Origin of the sequence: Roseomonas sp. KE0001 (assembly GCF_016107285.1) — a bacterium.
Lineage (GTDB): Bacteria > Pseudomonadota > Alphaproteobacteria > Acetobacterales > Acetobacteraceae > Pseudoroseomonas.
In genome coordinates this window covers 64,528-79,199 of the sequence record NZ_RCVQ01000006.1, presented here as the reverse complement: position 1 = coordinate 79,199, position 14,672 = coordinate 64,528, and the positions used below count along the sequence as shown (strand labels likewise).

At 71.3% G+C, this 14,672-nt stretch carries 14 protein-coding genes; 1 reads left to right on the top strand and 13 read right to left on the bottom strand.

The window, feature by feature from the left end; all coding sequences use genetic code 11:
• Window positions 1-4 precede the first annotated feature (4 nt).
• From D9598_RS13215 to D9598_RS13205, 3 genes are all read right to left on the bottom strand, one after another.
• Window positions 5-1,159, bottom strand: coding sequence for an amino acid ABC transporter permease (locus D9598_RS13215; RefSeq protein ID WP_198366999.1), 1,155 nt, complete (start codon window positions 1,157-1,159; stop codon window positions 5-7).
• Between the two features lie 186 nt (window positions 1,160-1,345).
• Window positions 1,346-2,548 (bottom strand): amino acid ABC transporter permease, encoded by a 1,203-nt coding sequence (locus tag D9598_RS13210; protein ID WP_198366998.1) that lies wholly within the window; start codon window positions 2,546-2,548, stop codon window positions 1,346-1,348.
• Between the two features lie 140 nt (window positions 2,549-2,688).
• Window positions 2,689-3,732 carry an amino acid ABC transporter substrate-binding protein gene (locus tag D9598_RS13205; protein WP_198366997.1) on the bottom strand — a complete coding sequence of 348 codons (1,044 nt, stop codon included), beginning with the start codon at window positions 3,730-3,732 and terminating at the stop codon, window positions 2,689-2,691.
• A gap of 318 nt (window positions 3,733-4,050) precedes the next feature.
• Between D9598_RS13205 and D9598_RS13200 the strand changes: the two genes are divergently transcribed.
• Complete coding sequence (locus tag D9598_RS13200; RefSeq protein WP_198366996.1) at window positions 4,051-5,016, top strand: ornithine cyclodeaminase family protein; 966 nt, start codon at window positions 4,051-4,053, stop codon at window positions 5,014-5,016.
• A 61-nt stretch (window positions 5,017-5,077) separates the two neighbouring features.
• Here the strand turns inward: D9598_RS13200 and rpsO are convergent, their stop codons facing one another.
• The 10 genes from rpsO to D9598_RS13150 form a co-directional block, all read right to left on the bottom strand.
• The gene (rpsO, locus tag D9598_RS13195) at window positions 5,078-5,350 is read right to left on the bottom strand and encodes a 30S ribosomal protein S15 (protein WP_198366995.1); all 273 of its coding nucleotides are present in this window, start codon (window positions 5,348-5,350) and stop codon (window positions 5,078-5,080) included.
• A 13-nt stretch (window positions 5,351-5,363) separates the two neighbouring features.
• Complete coding sequence (gene truB / locus D9598_RS13190) at window positions 5,364-6,365, bottom strand: tRNA pseudouridine(55) synthase TruB (protein ID WP_198366994.1); 1,002 nt, start codon at window positions 6,363-6,365, stop codon at window positions 5,364-5,366.
• Window positions 6,366-6,544: 179 nt separating this feature from the next.
• Complete coding sequence (locus tag D9598_RS13185) at window positions 6,545-6,937, bottom strand: acyl-CoA thioesterase (RefSeq protein ID WP_370592017.1); 393 nt, start codon at window positions 6,935-6,937, stop codon at window positions 6,545-6,547.
• A gap of 13 nt (window positions 6,938-6,950) precedes the next feature.
• Window positions 6,951-7,385 (bottom strand): 30S ribosome-binding factor RbfA, encoded by a 435-nt coding sequence (rbfA, locus tag D9598_RS13180; RefSeq protein ID WP_198366993.1) that lies wholly within the window; start codon window positions 7,383-7,385, stop codon window positions 6,951-6,953.
• A gap of 130 nt (window positions 7,386-7,515) precedes the next feature.
• A complete protein-coding gene (gene infB, locus D9598_RS13175; protein WP_198366992.1) occupies window positions 7,516-10,251 on the bottom strand; it encodes a translation initiation factor IF-2 in 2,736 nt (911 codons plus the stop codon).
• Window positions 10,252-10,311: 60 nt separating this feature from the next.
• Window positions 10,312-10,938, bottom strand: a complete 627-nt coding sequence (locus tag D9598_RS13170; protein WP_255528765.1) for an RNA-binding protein — start codon at window positions 10,936-10,938, stop codon at window positions 10,312-10,314.
• A gap of 19 nt (window positions 10,939-10,957) precedes the next feature.
• Window positions 10,958-12,568, bottom strand: a complete 1,611-nt coding sequence (nusA, locus tag D9598_RS13165) for a transcription termination factor NusA (protein ID WP_198366990.1) — start codon at window positions 12,566-12,568, stop codon at window positions 10,958-10,960.
• Window positions 12,569-12,570: 2 nt separating this feature from the next.
• Window positions 12,571-13,155 carry a ribosome maturation factor RimP gene (gene rimP / locus D9598_RS13160; RefSeq protein WP_198366989.1) on the bottom strand — a complete coding sequence of 195 codons (585 nt, stop codon included), beginning with the start codon at window positions 13,153-13,155 and terminating at the stop codon, window positions 12,571-12,573.
• A gap of 155 nt (window positions 13,156-13,310) precedes the next feature.
• On the bottom strand, window positions 13,311-13,832 hold the full coding sequence (locus tag D9598_RS13155; protein WP_198366988.1) for a hypothetical protein: 522 nt from the start codon (window positions 13,830-13,832) through the stop codon (window positions 13,311-13,313).
• 61 nt (window positions 13,833-13,893) lie between these two features.
• The gene (locus D9598_RS13150) at window positions 13,894-14,583 is read right to left on the bottom strand and encodes a tRNA (guanosine(46)-N(7))-methyltransferase TrmB (RefSeq protein ID WP_198366987.1); all 690 of its coding nucleotides are present in this window, start codon (window positions 14,581-14,583) and stop codon (window positions 13,894-13,896) included.
• Between the last annotated feature and the right edge of the window lie 89 nt (window positions 14,584-14,672).

Here is a 14,672-nt window from a genome sequence, read left to right as displayed (position 1 = left end):
TCCCTCAGCGGACCCGGTGGCGGTTCAGCTCCGCCTCCAGGTTCTGGCTGTAGCGGGACATGGCGAAGCAGAAGATGAAGTAGATCAGGCCGACGGTGACATAGACCTCGATGCCGAAGCCCTGCCAGGCGGGCTCGACGATCGCCGTCTTGCCGGCGGTCAGCAGATCGAAGATGCCGATGATCAGCACCAGCGAGGTGTCCTTGAAGAAGCCGATGAAGGTGTTCACCAGCGGCGGGATCACCAGGCGCAGCGCCTGGGGCAGGATGATGAAGCCGGTCTTCTGCCAGTAGGAGAGGCCGAGCGCGTCGGCCGCCTCGTACTGGCCCCGTGGCAGGGCCTGCAGCCCGCCGCGCACCACCTCCGCCAGATAGGCGGCGGCGAAGAGGATGATGGCGATCTGCGCCCGCAGCAGCTTGTCGATGTTCATCCCCTCCGGCAGGAAAAGCGGGAACATCACGCTGGCCATGAACAGCAGCGAGATCAGCGGCACGCCGCGGATCAGCTCGACATAGAGCACGCAGAGCATCTTGATCGCCGGCATGCGTGAGCGGCGGCCGAGCGCCACCAGGATCGAGAGCGGGAAGGCCAGCGCGATGCCGAAGGTGGCCAGGATCAGGGTGATCGGCAGGCCGCCCCAGCGCTCCTGCGGCACATAGGACAGGCCGAACACCCCGCCCCACATCAGCACGCCGATGACCGCCAGCGTCACCAGCCAGACCAGCGCCAGCGCCGGCCGCCAGAAGCGGCGCATGGCGGAGACGATGTAGAGGCCGATGAAGAGCAGCACGCAGATGGCCGGCCGCCAGTGCTCCTCGTAGGGATAGGTGCCGAAGAGCATGAAGCGGTGCTTCTCGGTCACCACCGCCCAGCAGGCGCCGGCGCCGTTGAGCGCGCGGCAGGCCTGGGTCTGCGCCTGTCCGTTGGTGACGGGCACGGACCAGATGGCGTTGACGAAGGCCCAGTCGATGAAGCCCAGCGTCCAGCGGACGATCAGATAGGCCAGGGCCAGGGTGACGGCGGTCGAGATCCAGGAGGAGAAGAGGTTGGCCCGGGCCCAGGCGACGGGGCCCACCACCGTGATCGGCGCGCGGCGCGGCCCGACGGCGGCATCCTCCACGGGGCGGGGCGCGGTGGCTTCGGCGGCGATATCGGCCATGGCTCAGCGCTCCACCAGCGCGATACGCGCCGCGTAGCTGGCCCTCGGGCCAGCGAAGCAAGTCCCCGCGTAGCTGGCCCTCGGGCCAGCGAAGCAGGACCCCGCGTAGCTGGTTCTCGGGCCAGCGAAGCCGGAGGGAAAGGCAATGCGCGGGCCATGGCCTGCGAGCTTCGGCTTATCCATGGCTCAGCGCTCCACCAGCGCGATGCGCGCATTGTACCAGTTCATGAACAGGCTGATCGACAGGCTGATGGTCAGGAAGACCAGCATGATGATGGCGATGCCCTCGATCGCCTGGCCGGTCTGGTTCAGCGTCGTGTTGGCGATCGAGACGATGTCCTGGTAGCCGATGGCGACGGCCAGGGAGGAGTTCTTCGTCAGGTTCAGGTACTGGCTGGTCATCGGCGGGATGATGACGCGCAGCGCCTGCGGCAGCACGATCAGCCGCATGATGCGCCCGCGCTGGAAGCCCAGCGCCTCCGCCGCCTCCCACTGCCCCCGGGCCACCGACTGGATGCCGGCGCGCACGATCTCGGCGATGAAGGCCGCCGTGTACATGACCAGGCCGATCAGCAGGGCGAAGTATTCCGGCGTGATGGTCAGGCCGCCGGTGAAGTTGAAGCCGCGCAGCGCCGGGATGTCGCCCTGCCACGGAGCGCCGAGCACCGCCCAGATCAGCACCGGCAGACCGAGGACCAGGCCAATGGCAGCCGGCCATACCCGGCGCGGCTGCCCGTCCCGCATCTGCTTGGCCCGGGCCGAGCGGGCGTAGAAGACGGCCAGCACGACGCCGATCACCAGGCCCAGCAGCGCGAAGCTGTGCGCGTCCTGCCACTGGATCCAGGGCAGCTTCAGGCCGCGGTTGGAGAGGAACACGCCCTCGGCCGGATGCAGGGCCTGCCGCGGCGACGGCAGGCCCTGCAGGATGGCGTACCAGAACAGGAGCTGCAGCAGCAGCGGCAGGTCGCGCACCACCTCGATGTAGACGCCCGCCAGGCGGGCCAGCAGCCAGTTCTTCGAGAGCCGTGCGATGCCGATCAGCGTGCCGAGGATGGTGGCCAGGACGATGCCGACCACCGCCACCTTCAGCGTGTTCAGCACGCCGACGAGAAGCGCGCGCGCATAGGTGTTGGTGGGGCTGTAGGAGACGAGGCTCTCGGCCACGGGCAGGCCGGCCTCGCGGCCGAGGAAGCCCCAGCCGGTGGCGATGCGCCGCACCTCCAGATTGTGGTTGGTGTTGCGCACCAACCACCAGACGATGGCGACGACGATCCCGACGACCAGCACCTGCCAGATGATGGCGCGCAGCCTTTCATCGGCCCAGGAAAGACGGATTCCCTTCCTGGGCGGGGCGCGAAGCAGCCGGGGATCGGCAGCGGTGTCTGACATGCGTGAAAGCCTCGTTTTTGTTCGTCTTGCCCGCTTCTCTCGACGATCCTGACCCGCCGAGGCGTCTTCGCGCCAGTTGTTTCGGGCCGGCACGGAAGCTTGGCGGGGGCGCCCTCAGGGCGCGCCCCGCCGGTCGGCCCTTAGCGGAAGGGCTGGGCGTATTGCAGGCCGCCCTGGGTCCACTGCGCGTTCGGGCCGCGCTGGATGCCGAGCGGCTTCAGATGCCGCTCGAAGACCTCGCCGTAGTTGCCGACGGCCTTGATGATGTTCACGGCCCAGAGGTTGTCCACGCCCAGCATCTGGCCGAGGCCGCCGGTCTTGCCCAGCATGCGCTGGACCTCCGGGCGCTGGTCGCTGGCGGCCACCTGCTCGACATTGGCGGCGGTGATGCCGAGCTCCTCCGCGGCCAGCAGCGCGTAATGCGTCCAGCGGACCAGGTCGGCCCAGCGCTGGTCGCCATGGCGCACACCGACGGCCAGCGGCTCCTTGCTGATCACCTCCGGCAGGATCACGTGCTCGCCCGGGTTGGGCTGGGCGGAGCGCGTGGCGGCGAGGCCGGAGACATCGGTGGTGTAGGCGTCGCAGCGGCCGGCGACATAGGCGCTGACCAGCTCCTCCAGCCGCTCGATGATGACCGGGGTGAACTTGATGTTGCTGGCCCGCGCCCAGTCGGTCAGGTTCTGCTCGGTGGTGGTGCCGGGCTGCACGCAGACGGTGGCCCCGTCCAGCTCCTTCGCCGAGCTCACGCCCAGGCTGGCCTTCACCATGAAGCCCTGGCCGTCGTAGAAGTTGGTCGCCGGGAAATCGAGGCCGAGCGAGGTGTCGCGCGAGAGCGTCGCGGTGGTGTTGCGCGGCAGCACGTCGATCTCGCCGGACTGCAGCGCGGTGAAGCGGTTCTGCGCCGTGGTCGGCACGTAGCGGACCTTGTTGGCGTCGTTGAACAGCGCCACGGCGAGGGCGCGGCAGTATTCCACGTCGAAGCCCTGCCAGCGGCCCTGGCTGTCGGGCTGGGCGAAGCCGGCGAGGCCGGTGTTGACGCCGCAGGTCAGGCTGCCGCGCGACCTGATCGCGTCCAGCGTGGCGGCGTTCTGCGCCGGCTGCTGCGCCAGGGCGGGCAGCGCCAGGATGGTGGTCATGGCCGCCGCGCTCAGGGCGCGAAGGGTACCGAGCCGCAAGGGCTTCATTCAGACTCTCCCAGTTTATTCGCCCGCCGGCTCCTGCCGGCGATGCCTCCCGTTAGGCCTGCTTCCGGACCGCCAGGCCAGGCGGTGGTCGGGCCGCCGCGGCGGCACCCCCTCTCGCCCGTTAGCCTTGCGGGGCGGATGGTGCAATCATCCCGAACGATATCGCCATCCTGGCCAGGACCGGAGGATATCGCAGACCGCCGCCGGCGACGTCCATCCGGCATGCCCGCACGTGGCATGTCCGTGACGTAGCAATGCCCGTGCCACCGGAGGCGGCGGCGCCCGCCTTTTCGGCCGCAGAGGAGAACCGACCACCCCATGCTGTTGACCGATGCCGCCGAGACCGCGCGCCACCTCCCCTGGGACCGCCTGGACGAGGCCTTGCGGAGAATGTTCGAGACGGGATGCGACGCGCCCCTGCGGCACCGCCACGCCCTGCCGCAAAAAGAGGCAGCGGAAGGCTCCCTTCTGCTGATGCCGGCCTGGCAGGCCCACCGCTATACCGGCGTGAAGATCGTCCACGTCAATCCGGGCAATGCGCGCCAGCAGGGGGAGCGGCCGGCGCTGCAGGCGGTGCACTCGGTCTACCTGCTGTCGCATGGCGAGACCGGCCAGCCGCTCGCCATCCTGGATGGCGGCACACTGACCGACCGCCGCACCGCCGCCGCCAGCGTTCTCGCCGCCGGCTTCCTGGCGCGGCCGGACAGCCGCAGCCTGCTGCTGCTCGGCAGCGGCAAGGTGGCGCAGGCCCTGGCGGAGGCCTATGCCGCGCGCTTCCCGCTGCGCGAGATCCGCATCTGGTCGCGCCGGCCGGAGAGCGCGGCGCGGCTGGCGCGGCATCTGGCGGGGGAGGGGCTGCCGGCGAAGGTGGCGGAACGGCCCGATCCGGCCGGCGCCGACATCGTCTCCGCCGCCACGCTCTCCGCCGCGCCGCTGCTGCGCGGCGCCGAGATCGCGCCCGGCACCCATGTCGATCTGGTTGGCGCCTTCCGCCCCGACATGCGGGAGAGCGATGCCGCGCTGGTGGCCAGGGCCAGCCTCTTCGTGGACACGCGCCCCGGCGCCCTGGCCGAGGCGGGCGACGTGGTGCAGGCGATCGCCGAGGGGGCGATCGGCCCGGAGCACATCGCCGCCGATCTGTTCGAACTCTGCCGGGGGGAGCATCCGGGCCGCCGCGCGGCAGGGGAGATCACGCTGTTCAAATCGGTGGGCTGGGCGGGAGAGGACCTGGCGGCGGCGATCCTTGCCTATGAAGGCGCCGCGCCGGGAACCCCGGCGCCCTGAACGCGAAAGCGCCGGCCCCCTCGCGGAGGCCGGCGCTTCGGTCCCATCGGGCCGGCCGCGGTCAGCGGCGCAGGTTCAGGCGCTCGATCAGGCTCTGGTAGCGCGCCTGGTTCTTGCGCTTCACGTAGTCCAGCAGGCCACGGCGCTGGCCGACCAGCACCAGCAGGCCACGGCGGCTGTGGAAATCCTTCGGGTGGGTCTTCAGGTGCTCGGTCAGCGAGGAGATCCGCTCGGAGAGCAGGGCGACCTGCACCTCGGGGCTGCCCGTATCGCCTTCCTTGGTGGCGTACTGCTTGATGATCTCGGCGCGACGCTCGGCGGTCACAGTCGACATCGGCTCTTGCCTTTCAGTTCGCCGGCTCGTCCGCTTCGGGCGCGACCGGCAGGAGGGTCTTCTCGCCCGGGCCGAGCCACCGCTCCGGCTTGGCGAGGCCGGAGTCCAGGCGCACGAGTCCCTTCAGGCGCTCCCCCGCCATGGCCCGCGCGAGGCCCCCATCGGGGCTGGCGTCCTCGGGTATCCGCCCCATCAGCTCGACCAGTGAAATGGCCTGACCGAAGGAGAGGCGTGCGATCTCCGCTTCCGTGAGGGCCAGAGCCGGGATGTCGGCCAGCGCGGTCGTCACGGGGAGCAGCAGATCCGGGGAAGGAGGCGGGGTATCCTCCGCGCCGCAGAGTTTGTCCAGCGGAATCGCATCCTCCTCGAGGAAGGGCCCGACCCGCATCCGGCGGAGCGTCGCGATATGCCCGACGCTGCCCGCCGCGCGGGCGATGTCGCGCGCCAGGCTGCGCATGTAGACACCCTTGCCCGACTGCACGGTGAACACCGCCGTGTCGGCGTCGGGGCGGGATTCCAGCTCGAAGCGATCCACCCGCGCGGGCCGCGCGGCCATCTCCGGCACCTGCCCGTCGCGCGCCAGGTCGTAGGCGCGCACGCCGTTGATCTTCAGCGCCGAGAAGATCGGCGGCACCTGCATGATCTCGCCGATGAAGGCGGGCAGGGCGGCGCGGATCTGCTCGTCCGTCGGCCGGGCCTCGCTCGTCTCGATGACCTGGCCCTCGGCGTCGTCGGTGTCGCGCGCCTCGCCGAAGCGCAGCGTGAAGCGGTAGGTCTTGGTGCCGTCCATGACGTAGGGCACCATCTTCGTGGCGGCGCCGAAGGCGATGGGCAGCACGCCGGTCGCCAGCGGGTCCAGCGTGCCGCCATGCCCGACCTTCTGCGCCTGGAAGGCCCGCTTCAGCTTGTTCACCACATCCGTCGAGCCGATGCCGGAGGGCTTGTCGACGATCAGCCAGCCATCCATCGGGCGGCCGCGCGGGCGGCTGTTCGGCTTGCGGTAGGGGCGGGACATGGCTCTTTTCACTGCGGAAGGGGGAAAGCGCCCGCGCCGGATCGGGATGCGCGGCGTGCCGGAAACCCGGTCCCGGGCGCGAAGGTGCGGGGGGATACACCTCCCGCCGGGCCGATGCAATCATCGCACGGGGCGTGGCATCCCCCCGGGGCCCCTGACGCGGGCCGCCCGGCCCGCGCTCAGGCCGGCGGCAGGGGGCGCGGCCGCCCCGTCGCGTCCAGCGCCACGAAGGTGAAGACCGCTTCGGTGACGCGGTTGGCGTGCTCGCCCTCGCGCTCGCGGCGCCAGGCCTCGACGCGGATCTTCATCGAGCTGCGCCCGGTCGAGAGAATCTCGGCATAGAGACTGACCTCGTCGCCGACCCGCACCGGGGAATGGAAGGTGATGGCCTCCACCGCCACGGTGGCGCAGCGGCCGCGGGCCCGGCGCGCGGCGGCATTGCCGGCGGCGAGATCCATCTGCGCCATCAGCCAGCCGCCGAAGATATCCCCGGCGGGGTTGGTGTCCGCCGGCATGGCGATGGTGCGGATCATCGGCGCGCCCCCGGGCGGCGCCGTCTCAGGGGTGTTCAAGAGGGTCGCGTCCTTACCGCTCGTCCTCCCGCGGCGGAGCCTGCTCTCCCGCCGGGCGGGGCTGGAGGTCCTGCTGCACCTCGGGGCGGCGCATCACCGCGTCGATCTTCATCGCATAATCCAGCGCCGTGTCGGGCTGAAAATGCATCTCGGGCGCGAACTTCAGCCGCACGGCGCGGGCGACCTGGGTGCGCAGGAAGGGCTGCACGCGCTTCAGCGCCTTCAGCTCCTCGGGCGTCACCGCCCGGCCGAGCGCGGCGACGAAGCAGGTCATGTGCTTGAGATCGGGCGAGGCGCGCACCTCGGTCACGGTGATGTGGCGGCCGTCCAGGTCGGGATCGTGCAGCTCGCCGCGCAGGAAGACGGCGGAGAGGGCATGCCGCACCTCCTCCGCGACGCGGAGCATGCGCTGGCTGGGGGCGCCGGGGGTGGCGGTCTTCTTGGGCATGGGGCCTCACGAACAACAGAAGCGGGCGGCAATGGAAAAGGCCGGGGGCGGACCCCCGGCCTTGCTTCCGGCCGGAAGCCGGAGAGGCGGCGCGGGGCGCGGAACGGCCGCCCCGCGCCCCCGCCCCGGCTCAGGTGGCGGCGACCGTCTCGGTCTCGTAGCACTCGATCTGATCGCCAATCTTGATGTCGTCGTAATTGGCGAAGCTCATGCCGCACTCATAGCCGTTGGTGACTTCCTTGACGTCGTCCTTGAAGCGGCGGAGCGTCGCCAGCTCGCCCTGGTGGATGACGATGCCATCCCGCAGCAGGCGGACGCCGCAGCCGCGCCGGACCACGCCCTCGGTGACGCGGCAGCCGGCGATATTGCCCAGCCGCTTGACCTCGAAGACCTCGAGGATCTGCGCGTAGCCCAGGAACTTCTCGCGCTGGATGGGGGCGAGCTTGCCGCGCACCAGCTGCTCCACGTCATCCGCCACCTCGTAGATGATCGAGTAGTAGCGGATGTCGACGCCGTCCCGCTGCGCCAACTCCCGCGCCTGCGCCGTCGCGCGGACGTTGAAGGCGACGACGATGGCGTTGGACGCCTTGGCCAGCTGGATGTCGCTCTCGGTGATCTGGCCGACGGCGCTGTGCAGCACCCGGACCTTCACCTCGTCGCGCGACAGCTTGTTCAGCGTCACGCCGAGCGCCTCGGCGGAACCCTGCACATCGGCCTTGACGACGACCGCGACCTCCTTCTGCTGGCCGGCGGCGACACGCGCCATCATGTCGGCCAGCGTGCCGCGGGCGGCACCGGCGGCGGCGGCCTGCTTCTCCCGCAGCTTGCGCTGACGGAACTCGCTGATCTCGCGCGCCCGGCCCTCGTTCTCGACGACGGCCAGCGGCTCACCGGCGGAGGGCACCCCGGAGAGGCCCAGGATCTCGACCGGCAGGCTGGGTCCGGCCTCCTTCAGCTGGCGGCCCTTGTCGTCGAGCATGGCGCGCACGCGGCCCCACTCGGCGCCGGCCACCACCATGTCACCCTGCCGCAGCGTGCCCTTCTGCACCAGCACGGTGGCCACCGGACCCCGGCCCTTGTCGAGCTTGGATTCGATGACCGTGCCCTCGGCGGCGCGGTCCGGATTGGCCTTCAGGTCCAGCACCTCGGCCTGCAGCAGGATCGCCTCCAGCAGCTTGTCGAGGTTGGTGCCCTTCAGCGCCGAGACCTGGATCTCCTGGGTGTCGCCACCCAGGGATTCCACGACCACCTCGTGCTGCAGCAGCTCGTTGCGGACACGGTCCAGGTTGACGCCCGGCTTGTCGATCTTGTTGACCGCCACGATCATCGGCGCGTTCGCCGCCTTGGCGTGGTGGATGGCCTCGATCGTCTGCGGCATCACGCCGTCATCGGCCGCGACGACCAGCACCACCATGTCGGTGACGCTGGCGCCGCGGGCGCGCATGGCGGTGAAGGCGGCATGGCCCGGCGTGTCGATGAAGGTGACCTTCTGGCCCCCCGCCACCGTCACCTGATAGGCGCCGATGTGCTGGGTGATGCCGCCGGCCTCGCGCGCCGCCACGTCGGTCTTGCGCAGCGCGTCCAGCAGGCTGGTCTTGCCGTGGTCGACATGGCCCATGATGGTCACGACCGGCGGCCGCGTCACCAGGTCCGCCTCGGCGTCGACCATGCCCTCCAGGCCCAGCTCGACGTCGGATTCGGAAACGCGCTTCACGCGGTGGCCGAACTCGTTGACCACCAGCTCCGCCGTGTCGGCGTCGATGGTCTGGGTCAGCGTCGCCATCACGCCCATGCGGAACAGCGCCTTCACCACCTCGCCGCCACGTGCGGCCATGCGGTTGGCGAGCTCCTGCACCGTGATGGCTTCCGGCACCACCACGTCGCGCACCACCTTCACGCCATCGCTGCGGAGACGCTGCAGCTCCTGCTGCCGCCGCTCGCGCTCGCGGGCGCGGCGGACGGAGGCCATGGAGCGGCTGCGCTCGTCCTCGCCCTCGATGGCGGCGGCCACGTCGATGCGGCCGTCGCGGCGGCGATCGCCGCCGATGACCGGCTTCTTGGCGGGGGCGGCGGCGGGCTTCTTCGCGGCGGCGGCCGGCATGCCGGGGCGGCGGACCGGGCTGCGCCGCTCCTCCTCCTCCCCCTCGCGGCCGCGCAGGGTCAGGCGCGGCGGGGCCGCACCAGGCGCGGCGGCCGGCGCGGCCGCGGCACCGGGACGGCGCAGCGGCGCGGCGGTGCCGGCGGCGGGACGCGCACCCATGGGGCGCGGGCCGGGCGCGGCGCCGGACGGCGCCTGGCGCGCGGCGGCCGGGGGCGGCGCCAGCTTGCGCGCTTCCTCCTCGGCCTTGCGGCGGGCCTCGTCCTCAATCTTCTGGCGCGCCTCTTCCTCGGCGCGGGCGGCGGCCTCCTCGGCGGCGCGGCGCTCCTCCTCGGCCTTGCGCGCGGCCTCCTCGGCGGCGCTGCGCACCATCAGGGCCTGGCGCTCGCGCTCCTCGCGCTGGCGCTGCGCCTCGGCGCGCCGGTGCTCCTCCAGCACGCGCAGGCGGGTGGCCTGCTCGGCCTGATTGAGCGGACGGCCGGGCGCGGAGCCGCTGCCGCCGCGCGTGCCGGGACCGGAGGCGCCGCGCTGCGGGCCACCGGCCATGCGGGGGCCACCCGCCTGCGGGCCCGCGGCCGGCTTGGCGCCAGGGCCCGCCGGGCCACCGGCCCGCTTCTTCACCACCTCGACCTGCACGGTCTTGCCGCGACCGTGGCTGAACGACTGCCGCACCGTACCGGCGGCCTCCGTCTTGCCCAGCTCGAGTCGTCCGCCGGGCCGGAGGCTCAGCCTGCTCTTCGCAGCATCCTGTTCATTCTGGTCGCTCATTCGTTCGCCTGAACCCGATCCGTCTTGTGCCATCAATCCTGTCGCGAGCCGTTGCCGGGCTCACGTCCCCGCTCCGCTCGCGTTTGAGGAGACAGCGGCCAGACGGCCCGCCTCCTGCACCAAAATGTCCGCGATGCGTCCGGGTGCTATCGCCACGTGCACTGCATGATCCCTTCCGAACACCGCGCCCAACTCCTCCGCCGTCAAGGCCAGCACCAACGCGACATCGCGCCGGCCGGCCAGCCTTGCCCGCTCCGAGGGGCTTCCGTCACTCGCCTCGACCAGCACGCCGACCCGTCCGGCCTGAAGCCATTCGCGCACCTGCTGGAAACCGCACACCGCCTGTCCGGCCCTGCGCGCCAGGCCCACCTGATCGCGCAAGCGATCCCTCAGGCCTTTTTCAATCCGCGCGCGAAGATCGGGGGGCACATGCACCTGGCCGCGGGCCGCCCTCGGAAAGGCGCCCCGGCTCACGGCGCGTTCTAGCACATCGGCCCTCGCGCTCAACCACATTCCCCGTCCGGGCAGCTTCCCGCCGAGGTCGGGCACGATCTCCCGCGCATGCGTCCCGCCGGGACCGATGACGAAGCGGATCATCGCTTCCTTCGGCCCACTCTCCCGCGTGACGATGCAGCGGCGCAGCGGACCCTTCGGTTCCGGCTCCGGGCCCTTCCCCTCGGGGGGCAGGCCCGGCAGGAACTCCGTCTTACCGCTCGTCGCCCGTCTCCCCGGCCTCGGCCCGCGGCGTCTCCGCCGCCGGATCCTCCACGGGGCCCTCATCACCCGTCCCGCCGTCCTGCTGGCCTTCCTGGGCGAACCAGTGCTCGCGGGCGGCCATGATGATGGCGTTCGCGGTTTCCTCGTCCACCGCCTCGGGGCCGAGGATCTCGATCAGCTCGTCGGCGGCGAGATCGGCCAGATCGTCCAGCGTCTTCACGCCCTTCTCGCCGAGCGTCACCAGCATGGCGGGGCTGAAGCCGCCGGCCTCGGCCACCGCGTCCTCGACCCCGAGCGCCTGGCGCTTCTCGTCGAGTTCCTGATCGCGGCGGTCCAGGAAGGCCTGGGCGCGCCGCTTCAGCTCGGCGGCGACATTCTCGTCGAAGCCCTCGATCTCGGCGAGATCCTCCTCGGGCACCTCGACCAGCTCCTCGATCGAGGAGAAGTCCTCGCTGACCAGCAGGCCGGCGATGACGTCGTCCACGTCGAGCGCCTCGACGAAGAGGCCGGTCCGCTTGCGGAACTCCTCCTGCCGGCGCTCGCTGGCCTCGGCCTCCGTCAGGATGTCGATGTCCCAGCGCGTCAGCTGCGAGGCGAGCCGCACATTCTGGCCGCGCCGCCCGATCGCCAGCGACAATTGGTCATCCGGAACGACGACTTCAACCCGCTTGCTGTCGTCGTCCATCACCACCTTGGAGACCTCGGCCGGGGCCAGGGCGTTCACGACGAAGGTGGGGTTGTCGGCCGACCAGGGGATGATGTCGATCTTCTCGCCCTGCAGCTCGGCCACGACAGCCTGCACGCGGCTGCCGCGCATGCCGACGCAGGCGCCGACCGGGTCGATCGAGCTGTCGCGGCTGATCACCGCCATCTTGGCGCGGCTGCCGGGGTCGCGCGCCACCGCCTTGATCTCGATGATGCCGTCGTAGATCTCCGGCACCTCCTGCGCGAAGAGCTTGGCCAGGAAGCCGGGATGCGTGCGGGAGAGGAAGATCTGCGGCCCGCGCGGCTCCTCGCGCACGTCGTAGATATAGGCGCGCACGCGGTCGCCGTTGCGGAAGGCCTCACGCGGGATGGTCTCGTCGCGGCGCAGCAGCGCCTCGGCGCGGCCGAGATCGACCATCAGGTTGCCGTACTCGGTGCGCTTGACGACGCCGTTGACGACCTCGCCGACGCGGTCCTTGTACTCGTTGAACTGCTTGCCGCGCTCCACCTCGCGCACCCGCTGCACGATCACCTGCTTGGCGGTCTGCGCGGCGATGCGGCCGAAGTCGATCGGCGGCAGCGGATCGACGATGAACTGGCCAACCTCGATGCCCGGCTGGATCTTCTGCGCGATGCGCAGCGGGATCTGCGTCGCCTCGTTCTCCACCGGCTCCTGCTCGACCACCTCGGTCCAGCGCGAGAGCTTCACCTCGCCCGAGCGGCGGTCGATGACGGCGCGGATATCCTTCTCGTGCCCGTACTTGGCGCGGCCGGCCTTCTGGATGGCCTGCTCCATCGCCTCCAGGACCTCGTCGCGCTCGATCATCTTCTCGCGGGCGACGGCCTCGGCGACCTGCAGCAGCTCGGGGCGGGCAATGGCGACATCGGCGGCCATGGTCAGTTCCTCTCGTCGCGGGGCGTCTCGGCCCCGTCTTCGTCCTCGTCCTCACCCGCCGCGGCCCTCAGGCGCGCGGCCTCGGCCGCCGTGGCGGCGATCAGCTCGTCGGTCAGCACCAGCTTGGCGCGGCGCATGTCGGCCCGTGGCAGGGCCACCTCGCCGCCATCCTCCAGCCGCAGCCGCACCACCTCGGCATCGGCGCCGAGAGCGATGCCGCGGAAGCGGCGCCGGCCCTCGAAGGGGATGCTCATCTCCACCGTCGCCAGCTGGCCGGCGAAGCGCTGCCAGTCCTTGGTGCGGGTCAACGGACGGTCGATGCCGGCGGAGGAGACCTCGAGGTTCCATTCGCCGGTGAAGGGATCGTCCACGTCCAGCACGGCGCCGACGGCGTGGCTGATCGCCTCGCAATCCTCGACGCCGATCAGCCGGCCATCGGCGCGGTCGGCCATGATCTGGACGGTGGGCGTCTGCTTGCCCTGGATCTGCACGCGCACGATCTCGTAGCCCATCGACGCCAGGGTCGGCGCGATGGCGGCGGTGATGCGGGCCTCGAGGCCCTCGTTGAGAGGCAGATCGTCTTCCAAAAAACAAAAAAGGCGGCCCGCGAAGGCCACCCCCCTGACTGTGCAGCGAAGATGTTCTGCCAGCCATATAGTCCCAGGCCGGAGGCGGCACAAGGAAAACCACGGGTTAGGGCGGGGAGGGGACTGCCCGGCGCGCCGGCCTGTCGCGCCCCGGCCTATCGGACCAGGGAGAGCCGCGCCAGATGCGTCACCCGGCAGAGGCCGTGGCTGCGGCGGGACAGCACCTCCCCCGAGAGACGGTTGTCATAGACCTGGGCGAGGCCGAAGCCGTGCAGCCGCAGCAGCAGGAAGTGGCCGGTCACGCGGACCAGATGCAGCCCGGGGGCGAGTCCGCCGCGCCGCGCCAGCCCGAGCAGCGTGGGCCGGCCCGCGACCTCCAGGGACTCGACGGTCACGCCCCCCAGGTCGAGCGCCGCCACCACGTCGCGCCAGTAGGCGATGTCGATCTCGCCATGGGCATAGCGCTCCGGAGCCGCCTGGCGCAGCAGGCCGCAGGCGGCGTGGTAGGAGCAGTCCGCCGCCAGCGCCACCGCCGCCGGGCCGCACCAGGCGGCATAGCCGCCCCGCTCCGCCGCCAGGGCCTCCGCGCCGCGCCGCCCGGCCTCGTCGCGATCCAGAGGATTGAAGAAGCGCCTGTCCATGCGGCGCACGGTGTGGGGCGGGGCGAAGGGGGTCAATGGATTTGCATCGCACCCGATGCAAAGAAACCGCAGTGTTGCCCGCCGGCCACGAATCGGCTCAGCCGCGGCGGCGCCAGATCCAGTACAGCGGCCGGCGCCCCTCGCGCAGCGCCTTGGCCTCGTAACGCGTGCCGGGCCAGCCCTCGGGGCGCGACTCGGCCAGCGAGACCGGCTCGAAGACGTCCTGCGCGCCCATCACCTCGCGCACCCAGTCCTGGTAGGTCGGGTCGTCGGTGGCGATGCGCCATTCGCCGCCGGGCCGGATGGCGCGGCCGAGCACCGGCAGAATGGCCGGATGCACGAAGCGCCGCTTGGCGTGGCGCGCCTTGGGCCAGGGGTCGGGGAACATCAGGAACAGGCGCGAGAGGCTGCCCTCGGGCAGGGCGCGCAGGAGGCGGCGCGCATCCTCGGTCCAGAGGCGCAGGTTGGGCGGCAGCGGGGCCGTCGCCTCGCCGCCCTCGGGCACCAGCCGGCCGAGCAGCGAACAGATGCCGTTCTCGAAGACCTCGGCGGCGATCAGCCCGGCGCGCGGATGCGCCGCGATCTGCGCCAGGGCGTGCTCGCCGCCGCCGAAGCCCACCTCCAGCCAGAGCTCCTCCGGCCGTCCGGGAAAGCTGCCCAGCGGGTCCAGCGGGTCGAGGGCGAGGCGCGGCAGGGTCGTCTCCAGCAGGGCCTGCTGCCGGGCGCGCAGCGGATGGCCCCGGCGGCGGCCGTAGAGGCGATCGGGGACGGCGGGGGTCTCGGTCATCGGTCAAACCAAATGAAAAGGAGGGGCAGGGGAGAGGAAACCCCCCCCTGGAAATTCCCCCTGGCCCCTCCCGTCGTCGCGGGAAGGCC

What these genes read in the sequence shown, in the direction of transcription:
- D9598_RS13200 (WP_198366996.1), top strand. Translation starts at nt 4,051, where the DNA reads ATGCTGTTGACCGATGCCGCCGAGACCGCGCGCCACCTCCCCTGGGAC.
- nusA (WP_198366990.1), bottom strand. Translation starts at nt 12,568, where the DNA reads ATGGCCGCCGATGTCGCCATTGCCCGCCCCGAGCTGCTGCAGGTCGCC.
- rpsO (WP_198366995.1), bottom strand. Translation starts at nt 5,350, where the DNA reads ATGTCGACTGTGACCGCCGAGCGTCGCGCCGAGATCATCAAGCAGTAC.
- rbfA (WP_198366993.1), bottom strand. Translation starts at nt 7,385, where the DNA reads ATGCCCAAGAAGACCGCCACCCCCGGCGCCCCCAGCCAGCGCATGCTC.
- truB (WP_198366994.1), bottom strand. Translation starts at nt 6,365, where the DNA reads ATGTCCCGCCCCTACCGCAAGCCGAACAGCCGCCCGCGCGGCCGCCCG.
- D9598_RS13215 (WP_198366999.1), bottom strand. Translation starts at nt 1,159, where the DNA reads ATGGCCGATATCGCCGCCGAAGCCACCGCGCCCCGCCCCGTGGAGGAT.
- D9598_RS13150 (WP_198366987.1), bottom strand. Translation starts at nt 14,583, where the DNA reads ATGACCGAGACCCCCGCCGTCCCCGATCGCCTCTACGGCCGCCGCCGG.
- infB (WP_198366992.1), bottom strand. Translation starts at nt 10,251, where the DNA reads ATGAGCGACCAGAATGAACAGGATGCTGCGAAGAGCAGGCTGAGCCTC.
- D9598_RS13205 (WP_198366997.1), bottom strand. Translation starts at nt 3,732, where the DNA reads ATGAAGCCCTTGCGGCTCGGTACCCTTCGCGCCCTGAGCGCGGCGGCC.
- D9598_RS13210 (WP_198366998.1), bottom strand. Translation starts at nt 2,548, where the DNA reads ATGTCAGACACCGCTGCCGATCCCCGGCTGCTTCGCGCCCCGCCCAGG.